At 69.0% G+C, this 13,818-nt stretch carries 15 protein-coding genes; 2 read left to right on the top strand and 13 right to left on the bottom strand.

Annotated features, from left to right (window positions below; all coding sequences use genetic code 11):
- Positions 1-19: 19 nt before the first annotated feature.
- The 3 genes from AC1DSZ_RS02085 to AC1DSZ_RS02075 all read right to left on the bottom strand — a co-directional run bounded on the left by AC1DSZ_RS02085 (position 20) and on the right by AC1DSZ_RS02075 (position 2,233).
- Complete coding sequence (locus AC1DSZ_RS02085; RefSeq protein ID WP_476836735.1) at positions 20-679, bottom strand: amino acid ABC transporter permease; 660 nt, start codon at positions 677-679, stop codon at positions 20-22.
- Positions 676-1,341: an amino acid ABC transporter permease gene (locus tag AC1DSZ_RS02080; RefSeq protein WP_476836734.1), complete on the bottom strand. Its 666-nt coding sequence runs from the start codon at positions 1,339-1,341 to the stop codon at positions 676-678. The genes AC1DSZ_RS02085 and AC1DSZ_RS02080 overlap by 4 nt, the downstream gene beginning before the upstream one ends.
- 64 nt (positions 1,342-1,405) lie before the next feature.
- Positions 1,406-2,233: a substrate-binding periplasmic protein gene (locus tag AC1DSZ_RS02075; RefSeq protein ID WP_476836733.1), complete on the bottom strand. Its 828-nt coding sequence runs from the start codon at positions 2,231-2,233 to the stop codon at positions 1,406-1,408.
- A 164-nt stretch (positions 2,234-2,397) separates the two neighbouring features.
- Here AC1DSZ_RS02075 and AC1DSZ_RS02070 point away from each other — a divergent pair, with 164 nt between their 5' ends.
- A complete protein-coding gene (locus tag AC1DSZ_RS02070) occupies positions 2,398-3,093 on the top strand; it encodes a GntR family transcriptional regulator (protein ID WP_476836732.1) in 696 nt (231 codons plus the stop codon).
- Positions 3,094-3,122: 29 nt separating this feature from the next.
- On the opposite strand, the gene AC1DSZ_RS02065 is transcribed toward AC1DSZ_RS02070, so the two are convergent.
- The 9 genes from AC1DSZ_RS02065 to AC1DSZ_RS02025 all read right to left on the bottom strand — a co-directional run bounded on the left by AC1DSZ_RS02065 (position 3,123) and on the right by AC1DSZ_RS02025 (position 11,502).
- Positions 3,123-3,713 (bottom strand): NADPH-dependent FMN reductase, encoded by a 591-nt coding sequence (locus AC1DSZ_RS02065; RefSeq protein WP_476836731.1) that lies wholly within the window; start codon positions 3,711-3,713, stop codon positions 3,123-3,125.
- 569 nt (positions 3,714-4,282) lie between these two features.
- Positions 4,283-4,633, bottom strand: coding sequence for a RidA family protein (locus AC1DSZ_RS02060; protein ID WP_476836730.1), 351 nt, complete (start codon positions 4,631-4,633; stop codon positions 4,283-4,285).
- Positions 4,634-4,655: 22 nt separating this feature from the next.
- Complete coding sequence (locus AC1DSZ_RS02055) at positions 4,656-6,116, bottom strand: FAD/NAD(P)-dependent oxidoreductase (protein WP_476836729.1); 1,461 nt, start codon at positions 6,114-6,116, stop codon at positions 4,656-4,658.
- Complete coding sequence (locus tag AC1DSZ_RS02050) at positions 6,113-6,436, bottom strand: (2Fe-2S)-binding protein (RefSeq protein ID WP_476836728.1); 324 nt, start codon at positions 6,434-6,436, stop codon at positions 6,113-6,115. The genes AC1DSZ_RS02055 and AC1DSZ_RS02050 overlap by 4 nt, the downstream gene beginning before the upstream one ends.
- The gene (locus AC1DSZ_RS02045; RefSeq protein WP_476836727.1) at positions 6,417-7,550 is read right to left on the bottom strand and encodes an NAD(P)/FAD-dependent oxidoreductase; all 1,134 of its coding nucleotides are present in this window, start codon (positions 7,548-7,550) and stop codon (positions 6,417-6,419) included. The genes AC1DSZ_RS02050 and AC1DSZ_RS02045 overlap by 20 nt, the downstream gene beginning before the upstream one ends.
- A 6-nt stretch (positions 7,551-7,556) precedes the next feature.
- Positions 7,557-8,357 carry an ABC transporter permease gene (locus AC1DSZ_RS02040; protein ID WP_476836726.1) on the bottom strand — a complete coding sequence of 267 codons (801 nt, stop codon included), beginning with the start codon at positions 8,355-8,357 and terminating at the stop codon, positions 7,557-7,559.
- Entirely contained in the window at positions 8,354-9,184 is an 831-nt protein-coding gene (locus AC1DSZ_RS02035) for an ABC transporter permease (protein ID WP_476836992.1), read from the bottom strand. The genes AC1DSZ_RS02040 and AC1DSZ_RS02035 overlap by 4 nt, the downstream gene beginning before the upstream one ends.
- A gap of 26 nt (positions 9,185-9,210) precedes the next feature.
- Positions 9,211-10,263, bottom strand: coding sequence for an ABC transporter ATP-binding protein (locus AC1DSZ_RS02030; RefSeq protein WP_476836725.1), 1,053 nt, complete (start codon positions 10,261-10,263; stop codon positions 9,211-9,213).
- Positions 10,264-10,476: 213 nt separating this feature from the next.
- On the bottom strand, positions 10,477-11,502 hold the full coding sequence (locus tag AC1DSZ_RS02025) for an ABC transporter substrate-binding protein (RefSeq protein ID WP_476836991.1): 1,026 nt from the start codon (positions 11,500-11,502) through the stop codon (positions 10,477-10,479).
- Positions 11,503-11,632: 130 nt separating this feature from the next.
- On the opposite strand from AC1DSZ_RS02025, the gene AC1DSZ_RS02020 reads away from it, so the two are divergent.
- Positions 11,633-12,553 carry a LysR substrate-binding domain-containing protein gene (locus AC1DSZ_RS02020; RefSeq protein WP_476836724.1) on the top strand — a complete coding sequence of 307 codons (921 nt, stop codon included), beginning with the start codon at positions 11,633-11,635 and terminating at the stop codon, positions 12,551-12,553.
- A 4-nt stretch (positions 12,554-12,557) separates the two neighbouring features.
- Here the strand turns inward: AC1DSZ_RS02020 and AC1DSZ_RS02015 are convergent, their stop codons facing one another.
- Entirely contained in the window at positions 12,558-13,685 is a 1,128-nt protein-coding gene (locus AC1DSZ_RS02015) for a zinc-binding dehydrogenase (RefSeq protein WP_476836723.1), read from the bottom strand.
- Positions 13,686-13,818: the final 133 nt, after the last annotated feature.

The raw sequence follows: 13,818 nt of genomic DNA, 5'->3' as shown, positions 1-13,818 counted from the left end.
TTCTTGCGTGGCTCCGCGGTCATTCCCGCACTCCGTACTTGCGATGGATCCAGTCGACGAGCTTGGCCTGGGGGTAGCCCATCAGCCAGTAGATCGCCGCCATGGCGGTGAGCATCTCCAGCACGCGGAAGCTCTGCGAGCGGATCTGCATGGCCGTGTGAGCGAGCTCGCCCACCGCGATCACGGACACCAGCGAGGTGTCCTTGAACAGCGACACCCAGGTGCTGGCCAGCACGGGCAGCACGCGCCGCCAGGCCTGCGGCAGGATGATCTCGCGGAACACCTGCGAGCGGCTCATGCCCAGCGCCAGCCCGGCCTCGCCCTGGCCCTTGCGGATGGACGCGATGCCCGAGCGGAAGGTCTCGGAGTTATAGGCCGAGACGTTGAGGCAGAGCGCCGTGAGGCCGGTGACGAAGGGCGACAGCGCGAGCCCGGTGAGCACCGGCATCACGTAGAAGGCCCAGTAGACCAGCAGCAGCAGCGGCAGATTGCGGAAGAGCTCGACGAAGCCGGTCGCGAACAGCGACACCGGCTTGAAACGCGAGCCGCGCATCAGCGCCAGCACGATGCCGCCCGGCACCGAGATCAACATGGTGAGTGCGGTGAGCAGCACCGTGAGGGCCGCGCCTTCCAGCAGCAGCCAGCGGCTGCTCCAGACGATGGACCAATCGAGGTTCATGACCGGCCCAGATGCGCGACGCGACCATAGAAGCGGTCGATAAGCCGGGTGATCGGGAAGATGATCACGAAGTAGAGCAGCATCACGGTGGTGAAGATCTCGATGGGCCGGTAGGTCTGACCGGCCAGCGTCTCGGCCTGGCGCATCAGTTCAGGCACCGCGATCACGGCCGCGATGGCGGTGTCCTTGATGGTGACCGACACGATGGAGCCGAAGGCCGGCATCATGCGCACGATCGCCTGCGGCAGCAGGATCACGCGCAGCACCTGCGCGGTGGACATGCCGAGCGCGTAGCCGGCCTGCGCCTGGCCGCGGCGGATGGAGGTGAGCCCGGCGCGCACCACCTCGGCCACATAGGCGGCGACATGGATGGTGATGCCGGTGAGCGCCGCCCAGAACGGCGCGAAGGTGTGGCCGGTGAGGATCGGCACCGCGAAGTAGATCCACACCAGCACGACGAAGACCGGGATGGCCCGCATCGAGTCGATGTAGAAGACCAGGATCACGCTGAGCCAGCGCGGCCCGTAGAGCCGGCCGAGCGCCACCAGCAAGCCGGCCGCGAAGCTGCACAGCACGGCGGCGGCCGAGAGCGCCAGCGTCAGGCCGAGGCCGGACGCGAGAAAGCGCCAGCTGTCCAGAAGCGGGGAGAAGTCGAGATCCATGGGGGCTGTTCAGACCGGGGGGAGCCGCCGCCGGCGCTGGGCCGGCGGCGCGAAAACAGGCTGGTTACATCTTCTCGATCATGGCCGTTTCCTCGGCCGTGAGATCCTTCTGCATCCGGGTCTCGACGGCCTTGAGCCAGGCGAGGAACTCCGGCTGGTTCTTGTCGATGGCGGAGCCGATGTCGGTGCCCATCTCCTTGCTGTCCTGGCAGTTGTTGCCCTCTGGCAAGGCCTTGAGGCCCTTCACCTTCTTGTTCAACGCCACCCACGGGATGCGGTTGATGGGGGTGATGTCGGCGCGCTTGGCCATGATCTCCTCGACCGGCGCGGCGGTGCCGGCCGTCGAGACGCCGCGCAGGGTGGCCTTGGGGAAGCGGGTCTTCACCCAATGCTCCTCGCCGCCGCCCGTGTAGTAGGCGACCACGACGCCTTCCTGGTTGAATTCGTCGATGCTCTTAGCGTTGGCGACCTTCGGATTGTCGGCGCGGCCAAACACGCAAAGGCTGGTGGACGCGTAGGTGATGAAGTCGATCACCTGCAGGCGCTGCGGCGTCACCGACAAGGGCGAGATCGTCATGTCGACCTGGTTGGCGGCCAGCACCGGCACCTTGGTCTCGTGCGAGACCGGCACGGGCTGCAGCTTCACGCCGAGCAGGCGGGCGTATTCCTTGGCGAGCGTCCAGCCGGGTCCGGACCATTGCTCGCCGCCGCCGGTGGTGTTCTCGACCAGCCACGGCGGATTGGCGAGCACGCCGACCCGCAGGGCGCCGGCTTTCTGGATGGCCTGCACGCGCGGGCTGTTGGTGGGCACGGCTTCCTGGGCCTGGGCGGGAGTCGCCGCCAGCCAGCTCAGGGCGATCAGCGCGACGGCGCGGTTCATCTTGAAAGCCAAGGTCATCCTCCCGGGATATGCGCGGCTTCGGCAGCGCTCTTGATAGCGTCTACGACACCCAGAAACTGGGTTCGTCTGGCGACCGGCATACTTGTATGCTAGTCATGTTCTGTCAAGAATACGGCGCAAGCCGTGCGTGAGCGGCGGCCGTTCGGAGGAAAGCGTTGCAAGGCAAGGCTCTGCTGTTTCGACCGGGCTCGGAGCCCGCCAGCGCCTCCGAGATCTACGCGACGATCCGGCGCGACATCATCCGATTGCGGCTACGCCCCGGCGAGCAGCTTTCCGAGAAGGACCTCGGCCTGCGGTTCATGACCAGCAGGACGCCTGTGCGCGAGGCCATCGTCCGCCTCGTGGATGACGGGTTGATCCAGGTTCTGCCGCAGCGCGGCACGTTCGTGACCCGCATTTCGCTACGCGCCGTGAAGCGCGCGCGCTTCGTCCGCAATGCGCTCGAGCTCGCGATCATCCGCGAGGCGGCCGAGCAGGGGATTTCCGACCAGACCGTGCGGGTGCTGGAGGACGCTATCGCCGCGCAGGAAGAGGCGGCCGGCGACGCCGAGCGCTTTACCGACGCCGACGACGCGTTTCACCGCACCATCGCGAACGCGCTGGGGCTCGGCGACCTCTGGTCCGTGGTCGAAAACCAGAAGGCGCAGTTCGATCGCATCCGCTTTCTGAGCCTGCCGAACGTCACGCCGGTGGCGCTGCTGGTCGCCCAGCATCGCGCCATTCTGGACGCCGTTCGGGCGCGCGATCCCGCGCGGGCGGAGGCCATGCTGGCCGAGCATCTGAGCATCGTGCTCGACACCGCGCAGGGGCTCCTGTCGACGCACCCGGACCTGATGCTCGACGATCTGTGAGGTCGGTCAGGCTATAGCGGCGGCGTGGATCAGTAGGGCGGCTTGCGGCGCTCGCGCTGGGCGCGGGCCGCCTCCGTCCACCAGTCGAGATCATCCGCGAAACGCCCGAATGCGCGGTCCAGCGACTGGCCGGCTTTGCCGGTGGGCTGTCCCTGCGCGTCCAGCGTCTCGCCGATTGGCCCGACCGTGAGGCTGCTGGAGATCACCACCATGCCCATCTCGGACAGGGTCGCGTGCCAGGCGGAGTTCGAGCGCGCGCCGGAGAGGCGGCCCGCCGAATAGCTGGCGACGGCGGCCGGGCGCCAGAACCACTCCTCGAGGAAGTGGTCCGTGAGGTTCTTGAGGCCCGGCTGGACGCCCCAATTGTATTCGCCGGTCACGAACACGAAGGCGTCGGCCGCGCGGATCTTTTCGGCGAGCTCCTCCATGGCGGCCGGCGCCTCGCCGGCGGGGTATTCCTTGTACATGCGATCCAGCATGGGCAGGTTTACCGCCTTGGCGTCGATGAGCTCGACCTCGCCCCCGCGCGCCGCGAGGCCCCGGACGATGTAGTCGGCGAGCCGGATGCCGGCGCGGTCCGAGCGGTAGGATCCGTAGAACACGAGCGTGCGAGAGCCCATCGGCGCCTCCTTTCAGGTGGTCGGCTGCGTTCTGGATGGCGGTCGTTTCGGAGACCTGCCCAGCAACGCTTGGTGGGGTCCAGAATGGACGATCTTCTCGCTTGCTGAAAAGTACCGCATCTCTCCGTCGTGGCCGGGCTTGTCCCGGCCATCCACGCGGGAGCCCGGCGCGTGGACCCCCGGGTCACGCCCGTGGATGACGGTGAAGCGACGGTGGGACTGTTCGGGCAAGCGCTTCGGCGGGCGGCTTAACGCCGTGGCCTAGACGGCCTCGCCGTCATTGCGAGCCGGAGGCGATGCAATCCAGTCTATAGGCCCGGCGGCAGACTGGATTGCTTCGCTGGCGCTCGCAATGACGGGGGGATGCGACCAGCTGCCTCCAGCGAACGTTTGCCGCCCTCGCCGTCATCCCTGGCGACCTGCGGAGTAGGTCGGGAAGGGAATCCAGAGCAAAGGCGCGCACCCCTGGATCCCCTTCCCGGCGCTGCGCGCCGCCGGGGATGACGGAGAGTGTTGAGCCACGGCGACTGGGTTGATGGCGGGAGGGTGTGACCGATTTCCGGCCTGAGTCACGCCTTCGCGGCCGTGACGACGATCTCGATCAGCGCGCCGCCACCCAGGTCCGCCACGCCGACGGTGGCGCGCACGGGGAGGTTTTCGGGCGCAAGCCAGGCCGTCCAGGCGGCGTCCATCTCTTTCTTCTTGCCGAGGTCCGTTACGAAGATCGTGGCCGCCACGAGGCGGGTGCGGTCGGTTCCGGCTTCGGCCAGGTAGCCGTCGATCTTGGCGAGGATCTGCTCGGTCTGGCCGCCCATGGAGGCGGTGGTGTCGTCCGCGATCGTGCCGCCGACGAAGACGAGGCCGTTCGCCTCGACGACGCGGTGCATGATGGGGGTGCGGATGGCGCGCTTGATGGTCATCGATGGTGTCCTTTGAGGGTTATCAGCGGCAGACCGCCTTCACGGCGGCGTCGCTCTTGGGGAGGTTGGCCAGTTCGCCCAGCGTAATGGGCTTCACCGGCGGGCGAAGCCGGTAGGCGCCGACTTCGGCCGGGCTGACGCCGCGCTCCTCGGCGATGATTTCGGTGACCGTGGAGCCGCAGAGCCTGCCCTGGCAGGGCCCCATGCCGCAGCGCAGGAAGGTCTTCATCTGGTTGGGGCCCTGGACGCCGAGCCTGCGCGTCGTGTCGCGGAGCTGGCCGGCCGTGACTTCCTCGCAGCGGCAGACGATCGTGGCGGGGTCCTGCGGCGCCAGGAAAGGCGCGGCGGGGCGATACATGAGGTCGAGGAAACGGCGGCCGCGCATCGACTTTTGCAGCGCGGCGCGGACCGGCGCGGCGCGGCGGTCGCGTTCGGCTTCGTCGACGCGGCCGATGCAATGCGCGGCATCCAGCGCCGCGACCTCGCCGCGCAGCGCCGCGCTTTCGGCGCCGCCGATTCCGGCACCGTCGCCCGCGATGGCGATCCCCGGCACGCTCGCGCCGAACCAGGGGTCGAGCTTGGGCGTCCAGCAGCGCTGCTCGTCATCCCACGCCTGCTCGCAGCCGATCGCGCTGGTCATGTTGGGGTTGGGGATCACGCCCTGGTGCAGCAGCAGCATGTCGCAGGCGAGCGTTTCGCGCGCGGCGCCGCGCTCCACCACGACGCGCTGGACGCGGCCGTCGCCCTCGGCGCGCAGGCCGGTGACGCCGCCTACGAAGCGCAGCTTGCGGCGGACGTTCAGCACGAGGCGCAGGCCCTTCGCGAGATAGGGCGACCGGAGGAAGTCCGGAACCGCGGCGGCGGCAGCCAGCGCGTTGCGGCGATCGCTCGTGTCCAGCACGGCGACGATATTCGCGCCGGCGGCCTCGAGCTGCGAGGCCAGCAGATAGAGCAGGGGGCCACAGCCGGCGAGAACAACGCGCCCGTCAGGCACCAGGCCGGAGCTCTTCAGCGCGATCTGGGCCGCGCCGGCCGTCATGACGCCGGGCAGCGTCCAGCCGGGGATCGGCATGGGCCGTTCCAGCGCGCCGGTCGCCAGGATGACGCGCCGCGCATCGACGAGGCGGGCCTGCCCGCCGGCCGACAGGCCGACCTCGAAGCCGTCGCCGCCGGCGAGCAGCTCGGTCCGGCCAACCGTCCAAATGGTTGTGCGCGGGGCGTAATCCGCGGCGCTGCGACCGAAGCGATCGACCACGGCCTGTCCGGCCCAGTAGTCCTCGCCCAGCACGGCGCGGCGCTGGACGGGGGTCGTGGTGACGCTGCGGTAGATCTGGCCGCCGGGAGCGGGATTCTCGTCGGCGAGGAGAACCGAGAGGCCGAGCTCGCTCGCGGTAGCGGCCGCCGCGAGGCCGGCCGGCCCGGCGCCCACGACGGCGAGGTCGTAAGCGTCGCGCAGGCCCGCGACGTCGTCGATGCGGTTCATGCCTCGGTCTCCTCGCTGTATTCGGCCTGGCGGGCGCCGTGCTGCGTCTCGATGCGCATGCCGTCCTCCAGCGGGACGAGGCAGCCCTGCCGGTTGCCGACGCCGTCGATCACCACCAGGCATTCGAAGCAGACGCCCATCATGCAATAGGCGCCGCGCGGGGCGCCCGACACGGGCGTCTCCCGGTTCACCGCGACGCCGTTGGCGAGCAGCGCCGCCGCGACGGTGTCGCCGGCGCGGGCCGTCATGGCGGCGCCGTCGAACGTGAAGCGGAGTTGGGCGCCGGCGGGCGCGCCGGGGTCAAGCATGGGCCGGAACATGGAACCTCCGGGCGTTGAAGGGCGCGACGGCGTCCGGCAGGGCGCCGGCCAGGATGGCGGGCGCGAGCGTCAGCACGTGGTTGGCGGCGAGCGTCACGCCGGAGTGGCAGGTCGTAACGAAGGCGCCCGGATGAGCCGTGGACTGCTCGTAGATCGGGAAACCGTCCGGGCTCATGACCCGCAGCGCCGACCAGGTGCGCACGACGTTGAGCCCGGCGAGACGCGGGAACATCCGCACGGCGCGCTCGGCCATCAGCGAGATGATGGGCTGGGTGACGACGGTGTCGAAGCCGAGGTCCTCCTGGCTGTCGCCGATCATGACGCCGCCCTCGTCGGTCTGGCGCACCGTCACCATGGGATTGTGCAGGAAGGGCGCAGTCTTCTCGGTGACGATCACCTGGCCCTTGCTGGGCTTCACGGGCGCGTTCAGCCCCACCATGGGGGCCAGCCGGGCGTTGCCGAGGCCGGCGGCCAGCACCACCTTGGGCGCGCGGATCTCGCCCCACGGGCCGGTGACGCGGAAACCCCCGTTCTCGGGCGTGATGGCGTCCACGGCGCAGTTGGGCCGGTAGTCCGCGCCGCGGCGCTGGAGCGCCTCGTGCAGGGCCCGGAACAGGCGCAGCGAATTCACGTGGCCGTCGATGGGGCTGTAGATGGAGCCCGCCACGTCCTTGCCGATGTCGGGCAGGCGGCGCTTGGTTTCGGCGTGGTCGAGGACCTCATAGCCGTATTCCACCATGTTGATCTGGTTGTGCAGGCGCGTCATGCCGTCGACGCGCTGCTGGAGCTCGGCGTCCGACAGGCACAACGTGAAGCCGCCCGGCTGGCTGTGGGCGACGTCGATGCCCGCCTCCTCGCGCAGCAGGCCGGCGAGCTCATGCCAGGCGTCGGCCGAGCGCTTCGACCACGCGGCGTATTCGGGCATGCCCATGCCCTTCGATTGCACCCAGACCAGCGCGAAGTTGCCGCGCGAGGCGCGAAGGGCGAGATCGCCCTCGTCGAGCACGCAGACCCGCGCGCCGGCGCGGGCCAGGCCATACGCCATGGCGCCGCCGACGAGGCCGCCGCCGATGACGACGACGTCAGGTTCCGATTGAGGGGTGGTGAGGGACACGGCAGGTCAGCCCTTTCCGGCTCCGACAAAGAGACGATCGAGCCCGAAGATGCGGTCCAGCACGAGCAGCATCACGGCCGTGAGGGCGATGAGGCAGGCCGAGACGGAGGCGATCAGCGGATCGATGTTGTCCTGGATGTAGAGGAACATGCGCACCGGCAGCGTGACGGTGGCGGGGGAGGCGACGAACACCGTCATGGTGACTTCGTCGAAGGAGTTGATGAAGGCCAGCATCCAGCCGGACACGACGCCGGGCAGGATCAGCGGGATGGTGACGCGGCGAAACACCGTCATCGGGCCGGCGCCGAGCGACACGGCGGCATGCTCGATGCGCGCATCGATGCCGTAGGACGCCGCCAAGACGAGGCGCAGCGCGAAGGGGATCACGACGATCACGTGGCTGAGCACCAGCCCGGTGAAGGAGCCCGCCAGCCCGACCTGGGTGAAGAAGCGCAGGAACGCGATGCCGAGCACCACGTGCGGCACCATCAGGGGCGACAGGAACAGCGCCGTCAGCGCCTCGCGGCCGGGGAACCGGTAGCGCGCGATGGCGAGCGCGGCCGGGACCGACAGGGCGATCGCGATGGTGGACGACAGGGCCGCCAGCCAAAGGCTGGTCCAGAACGCCCGCAGGAATTCCGGATAGGCCAGGATCTGGCGGAACCAGCGCAGGCTGAAGCCGTGCGTCGGCAGCGACAGGTAGCCCTCCGGCGTGAACGCGACCGCGCACACGATGGCGAGCGGCGCCAGCATGAAGGTGACGAACAGGAGGTGGAAGGCCGTCGCCAGGGCGCCGTTGCGGCTCATTCGAACACCTGCGCGTAGCGGCGCTCAATCAGCCGGTTGGAGCCCACGATGATCGCGACCAGCGCCACCAGCAGCAGCGTGGCGACGGCGGCGCCGAGCGGCCAGTTGAGAGTGTTCAGGAACTCGTCATACGCCAGCGTGGCGGCGACCTTGAGCCGCCGGCCGCCGATGATGGCGGGCGACGCGAAGGCGCTGGCCGCGAGCGCGAAGACGATCACGGAGCCGGACAGGACGCCCGGCACGATCTGCGGCAGGATCACGCGCCGCCAGGTGGTGAACGCCGACGCGCCGAGCGAGCCGGCGGCGTTCTCGACCTGCGGGTCGAGCCGCTGCAGCGCCGCCCAGACGGCCAGCACCATGAAGGGCGCGAGCACGTGCGTGAGCGTGACGATCACGCCCGTCTCGGTGAACATGAAGGGCAGCGGCGTAGCGATGAGGCCAAGCTTGATGAGGCCCTGGTTGACCACGCCGGTGGAGCCGAACAGCAGCGCCCAGCCCAGCGTGCGCGCCACCACGGACACGAGCAGCGGCCCCAGGATGGCGAGCAGCGAGACGCTGCGCCAGCCCGGGCTCAGGCGGTTGAGGATGTAGGCCTCGGGGACGCCGATCGCCACGCAGGCCAGCGTGACCAGGATGGCGATGCGGAACGTGCGCAGGAAGACGCTGGCGAAATAGTCGTCCGCGACCATCTCGCGCCAGTTCTTCAGCGTCCACTCCGGCACGATGCCTTTGTACTGGCCCCAATCGTAGAAGGAGAGCAGCACCGTCATGGCGAGCGGGATCAGCACCAGCCCGAGAAAGACCAGCGCGGTCGGCCCGGCCAGCAGGTAGGGCGCGGCTTTCGGACGCTCGCTCACGCCGTGCCCCCTGCCGGCAGCAGGGCGACGTCCTGCGTCGAGAAGGTGAGGGCGACCGCCTCGCCTTCGGCGGGGACCGGCGAGCCGTCATTGGGGCGCACCAGCGTGAGCGGCCCAGCCTCGCTGTCGACCTGCAGCAGCCAGTGCAGCCCCTGGAACACCCGCATGGTCACCCGGCCGGACACGCCCGCCGATCCCGACGCGAAGGCGATGCGCTCCGGCCGCACCGCGACTGATTGCGGGCCCGATCCGGCGCCCGCCGGGGCGGGAAGGCGCAGGCCGCCGACGACCAGCACCGGGCCCTGGGGGCCGGCCTCGACAGTCCCGTTCAGGAGATTGGTCTTGCCCAGGAAGTTGGCCACGAAGGCGGAGGCCGGGCGCGCATAGGCCTCGTCCGGGCGCGCGATCTGCTCGACCCGGCCCTTGTTCATCAGCACGATGCGGTCGGAGAGCGCCATGGCCTCGGCCTGGTCATGCGTGACCAGGATGGTGGTGGCGCCGCTGATCCGCTGGATCGAGCGCAGCTCGATCTGCATCTCTTCGCGCAGCTTGGCGTCGAGGTTGGAGAGCGGTTCGTCCAGCAGCAGGATGGCGGGCTTGATCACCAGCGCGCGGGCCAGCGCGACGCGCTGCTGCTGCCCGCCCGACATGCGCTTGGGGTAGCGCTCGGCGAAGCCAGAAAGCCCGACCAGCGCCAGCGTCTCGGCGACGCGCTTGTCGCGCTCGGCGCGCGGCACGTCGCGCATCTCCAGCCCGAAGGCGACGTTCTCGGCCGCCGTCATGTGTGGAAACAGGGCGTAGCTCTGGAACACGATGCCGAGGCCGCGCCGGTTCGGCTTCATGGCCCCGAGGTCGACGCCGTCCAGCATGACGCGCCCGCCCGTCGGCTCCACGAAGCCGGCGATCATTTGCAGGGTCGTGGTCTTGCCGCAGCCGGAGGGGCCCAGCAACGAGATGAACTCGCCCTTCTCGACGGCGAGATCGAGAGCGTCCACGGCGACATGGTCGCCGTAGCGCTTGGTCAGGCGTTCGAGAGCTATATAGGGCATGGGCTATTCGTCCGATGTTCGTGGCCGCGGTCCCCCGCGTGTTGCGCAGGACGGCGGCCGCAAGGCTCGCGGCGGGGCGGCGCCTCGTTCCTCATCCCGAGGCCGGGCGACGATATCCGGTCGCCGGGGCGAGTCTTCTCACGGGAGAAGCGCTTCACGCCCGGCGTGGATTGTTTCGTCGCTGCGCGTCCCGCGATGACGGGAGGTGGGCTGTTACCGCTCGATCTCTCGGTTCCAGCGCTTGGTCCACTCCTCGCGCTTGGCGTTGGCGGTGTCCCAGTCGACGGCCTTCAGCGTCTTGGCGAGATCGCCGTAAGGCAGGCCCTTCTGGTCCTCGGGGGCGAGCTTCACGGTCATGTTGGCCGGGCCTGTGCCAGCGCCCTTGGCGAGCGCCACCTGGATCTCGGGCGAGAGCAGGTGCTGCAGGAAGGCGTTGGCCTCCTTCTCGTTCTTGGAGCCGGCGACCGGGCAGGCCGCGGTGCCGAGCGCGTAGCCGCCTTCCTTGGGGTAGATGAACTCCACCGGAAAGCCGGTGTCCGCAAAGGCCTTCACACGGCCGGAGCCCCACACGGCGAACACGGCCTGGCCGTTCTGGAACAGCTCGGTCATCTTGGCCGGGGAGGGCTCGTAAGCGAGCACATTGGCGTTGATCTCGGACTTGAACGCCTTGAAGCCGGGCTCGATGTCCTTCTCGCCGCCGCCCGCGAGCTGCGCTTCGGCGATCAGCGCATGCAGCCCGTAGGTGTTGTTGATCGGCGGAATCACGATCTTCTGCTTGAACTTGGCGTCCTTCAGGTCGGCCCAGGAGGTCGGGATCGGCCACTTGTTCTCTTCGAAGGCCTTCTTGTTGACCATGAAGCCGGTGGCCACCATGCCGATGCCGACGGCCTTGTTGGACGAGAACTTCATCACCGGGGCGACGTCCTTGTAGACCTCGCCGGGCGCCAGCTCGCCGCAGAAGCCGAGCGACACGGCCTGATAGGCGGGGCCGTCGTCCACGATGATGGCGTCGATCTGCTGGGCGCCCTTCTGGGCCTGCAGCTTGGCGAGCGTGTCCGTGGAGTTGCCCGCCACGTACTCGACCTTCACGCCGCTCTTGGCCTCGAAGGGCGGGATGATCTCCTTGCGCATGGTCTGCTCGTAGGAGCCGCCATAACCGGCCACATAGAGCGTCTTCTGCTGCGCGAGCGCCCCATTGGACGCCAACGCGGTGGAAGCCAGCAGCAGACCTGCAAACATCAACTTCATGAGACCCTCCCTCATGGCCAAGAACACTGGCCTGGCAACTGTCGCCAGCTTGGACGGCGCGCGAGCCGAGGGTCAAATCGAATGATTGCAGCAGCCCATAACAGGATGTTATGGGCGAGGCATGCTGAACCCGAGGCAGATCGAGGCTTTCCGCGCCGTCATCGTGATGGGGAGCGTGACCGGCGCCGCGCAGGCGCTCAACGTCACACAACCGGCCGTCACCCGGCTGGTCCATGTTTTCCAGCGCAGCCTCGGCATGCCGCTCTTCGTGCGGCGCGGCTCACGGCTCGTTCCCACCGAGGAGGCGCTGGCGCTCTATCGCGAGGTCGAGCGGCAATTCGTCGGGCTCGACGGCATCGCGCGGGCGGCCCGCGACATCCGCGAAGGGCGCGTCGGGACATTGCGGATTGCAGCCTTGCCGGCCTTCAACGTCGGTTTCATGCCGCGCGCGGTCGGCGCGTTCATGGCCGAACGGCCGGAACTTGACGTAGCGCTCTACGGCAGCATCTCGTCCCAGGTCGCCGAATGGGTGGCGTCCGGCTTTTGCGAGGTGGGCTTCGTGCAGGCTCCCATCGAGTCGGGGCATCTCGACATCGAGCCCCTGATCTCGGCGCCGGCCGTGGCGGTGCTTCCGGCAGGCCATCGCCTTGTCGCCAAGGCGGTGTTGCGGCCGGAGGATTTCGCGGGCGAGCAGTTCGTGTCGCTGGAAAACAGCACGCAGCTTCGTTACCGCACCGACGCGGTGTTCGCGCAGGCGCGCGTGTCGCGCCACACACGGGCCGAAACCCCGCTCTCGATGATCGCCTGCGCGATGGTGGCGGCCGGCGCGGGCCTGAGCATCGTCGACCCATTTACGGCCGCCGAATATGACGGCCGCGGCGTCGCCGTGCGGGCCTTCCGGCCGGACGTGCACCTCGACATCTCGTGCATCTGGTCGGCGCAGCGCAGCCGGTCGGGGATCGCTCGGCAGTTCGTGGAATTCATCGCCGGCCGGCTCGCGCCCTTTCGGGAGCGCTCCGGCGGAGACAACGCGGCGGCGTAGACGCCTAGCGGCTCGGATCGATGAGGTATTTGGCGCCGGTCTCCTTGCGCTGCGCCTTGGCGACAACTGCGGGATCCAGCAGGTCCGAGAGGCTGACCGTCTGCGTGTAGCGGCTCGCGAAGGTGGTCCGGATCTCTTCGACGATGCGCTGGCGCATTCGCTTCGTCTGCTCGGGCGCCGCCCGGCGCAGGAAGTTGAACAGGAGCCAGCCGCCCACTCCCCAGGTGAAGCCGAAATTGCGCTTCAGGACCAGCGGCCCGCCGGCGAGCGATCCGTAGATGTAGACCTGCTTGTGCGTGTCAGAGCCGTAGCGGCTGTAGGCCGGCAGAGCGCGGGACGCGACGGTCTCCATGGCGTTCAGGATCTGGCCCGCCATCTCGCCGCCGCCGATCGCGTCGAAACCGAGGGTCGCTCCGGTGGCGGCGATCGCCTCCACGAGTTTCTCCGCGAAATCGGGAGCGCTGCTGTCGACGACGTGCGTCGCCCCGATGCCGCGTAGCAGCTTGGCCTGTTCCTCGCTGCGCACGACGTTCACAAGCGGAACGTTGTCGGCTAGGCAAATGCGCACGAGCATCTGCCCCAGGTTGGACGCCGCGGCCGTGTGCACGAGGGCGGTGTGGCCTTCCATCCGCATGGTCTCGACGAAGCCTAGCGCGGTGAGCGGGTTCACGAACAGGGAGGCGCCTTCGGCGGCCGTGACGTCCTCGGGAAGTACGATGCAGTCGCTCGCCCGAATGCGCCGGAGCGTGGCGTACATGCCGCCGCCGATCATCGCGAGCTTGCGGCCGACCAGATGCTGTACGTCCGGGCCGGCCCGCAGCACGGTTCCTGCGCCCTCGTTCCCGACCGGCAGGGCCTGCCCGACGCGTCCGGCCACGGCCGGCATGAATTGCGGCGGGATCTTCGCCGAGAGGGCAGGGCGTTCGCCGGAGTCGTCGCGGCCCAGCGTGGCGGGGTCGGCCGGGCCGAGCAAGAGGCCAAGGTCCGAGGGGTTGAGCGGCGTCGCCTCGACGCGGACGATCACTTCGCCCGGTCCGGGCTCGCCAATGTCGATGGGGTCGAGCGTGAGCCTGAGTTCGCCGTGGTCGGTGACCAGGGAGCGCAGTTCGAGGCCGGTCGGCATGTCAGCCATGGGAGAACTCCAGTCGGGACGGCGGGACGGCGTCGGCGTGCGGCGCCGGACCCCAACCTACATAGGAGGCCTTGGCCGGCCGACAATCAGGCCTACGGTGCGCCGAGCAGCCGCTTGGAACATTCGGTCACGG

This window comes from Alsobacter sp. P4_H11 (assembly GCF_056400925.1).
Note: the sequence above shows the minus strand (reverse complement) of the source record. Positions and strands in the feature narration are given on the sequence as shown.

Excerpts from the sequence above, each read along its gene's own strand:
- AC1DSZ_RS02020 (WP_476836724.1), top strand. The coding sequence starts at position 11,633 with ATGCTGAACCCGAGGCAGATCGAGGCTTTCCGCGCCGTCATCGTGATG.
- AC1DSZ_RS02060 (WP_476836730.1), bottom strand. The coding sequence starts at position 4,633 with ATGACCATCAAGCGCGCCATCCGCACCCCCATCATGCACCGCGTCGTC.
- AC1DSZ_RS02050 (WP_476836728.1), bottom strand. The coding sequence starts at position 6,436 with ATGTTCCGGCCCATGCTTGACCCCGGCGCGCCCGCCGGCGCCCAACTC.
- AC1DSZ_RS02040 (WP_476836726.1), bottom strand. The coding sequence starts at position 8,357 with ATGAGCCGCAACGGCGCCCTGGCGACGGCCTTCCACCTCCTGTTCGTC.
- AC1DSZ_RS02030 (WP_476836725.1), bottom strand. The coding sequence starts at position 10,263 with ATGCCCTATATAGCTCTCGAACGCCTGACCAAGCGCTACGGCGACCAT.
- AC1DSZ_RS02015 (WP_476836723.1), bottom strand. The coding sequence starts at position 13,685 with ATGGCTGACATGCCGACCGGCCTCGAACTGCGCTCCCTGGTCACCGAC.
- AC1DSZ_RS02080 (WP_476836734.1), bottom strand. The coding sequence starts at position 1,341 with ATGGATCTCGACTTCTCCCCGCTTCTGGACAGCTGGCGCTTTCTCGCG.
- AC1DSZ_RS02085 (WP_476836735.1), bottom strand. The coding sequence starts at position 679 with ATGAACCTCGATTGGTCCATCGTCTGGAGCAGCCGCTGGCTGCTGCTG.
- AC1DSZ_RS02065 (WP_476836731.1), bottom strand. The coding sequence starts at position 3,713 with ATGGGCTCTCGCACGCTCGTGTTCTACGGATCCTACCGCTCGGACCGC.
- AC1DSZ_RS02025 (WP_476836991.1), bottom strand. The coding sequence starts at position 11,502 with ATGTTTGCAGGTCTGCTGCTGGCTTCCACCGCGTTGGCGTCCAATGGG.
- AC1DSZ_RS02055 (WP_476836729.1), bottom strand. The coding sequence starts at position 6,116 with ATGAACCGCATCGACGACGTCGCGGGCCTGCGCGACGCTTACGACCTC.